This window comes from Photorhabdus viridis, from assembly GCF_040256935.1.
Taxonomy (GTDB): Bacteria; Pseudomonadota; Gammaproteobacteria; order Enterobacterales; family Enterobacteriaceae; genus Photorhabdus; species Photorhabdus viridis.
The window spans coordinates 1-735 of the sequence record NZ_JBEJZY010000211.1; the positions used below are offsets into that span (position 1 = coordinate 1).

The following is a 735-nucleotide window of genomic DNA, read 5'->3' on the forward strand; positions in this document are numbered from 1 at the left end:
CTGGGTTACCGGCTGCCCGCCAGTAAATACAAGGCCGGTTCCGCTATCCGGGTCCGGTTAATGGCGGCGGGTATCCTGCGGGACAACGGGCATGAACACTTCAGAGGGTCATTAGTGATACCGGTTATCGACCGGCACGGCCAGATACGCGAAATCTATGGCCGTAAAATCGGTGATGACCTGCGCAAAAACACCCCGTGGCATCTGTATCTGCCCGGGGCGCATAGCGGGGTCTGGAATGAACCGGCCATGGGGGCGTCAGCCTCGCTTATCCTGTGTGAATCATTAATCGATGCGATGTCATTCTGGGTAGCGGGTTACCGTAATGTCACCGCCGCCTACGGGGTGAACGGGTTTACTCCCGACCACTGGCAGGCACTGAAACAGCATCAGGTCAGACAGGTGCTGATTGCCTTCGATAATGACCCCGCCGGGAATGAGGCCGCAGTGAAACTGGCCGCCGAACTGACTGCCGCCGGTATCACCGTGTTCCGGGTGGTGTTCCCCGAGGGCATGGATGCCAACGGCTATCTGTGTCAGGTCGCTGAGCCGGAACGGGCCTTCGGGTTGTTGCTGGACAGTGCCGTGCCGATGCAGGAAGCGGCAGAGGTACAGGCCACCACCGCAACAGAGCGGGCCGCACTGGCTGAACATCAGCCGGTTCCGGTGCCGGAAACAGTCAGCACATTAGCCGCCGGTATAGCCGCGTTGCCGTCGATGCCAAATGTGGTCTGG

1 protein-coding gene is annotated in these 735 nt (G+C 60.1%); it reads left to right on the forward strand.

Annotation, left to right across the window (positions count from 1 at the left end; translation table 11 throughout):
* The coding region (locus ABR397_RS23015) for a toprim domain-containing protein (RefSeq protein ID WP_350307735.1) at positions 1-735 on the forward strand (735 nt) is incomplete at both ends.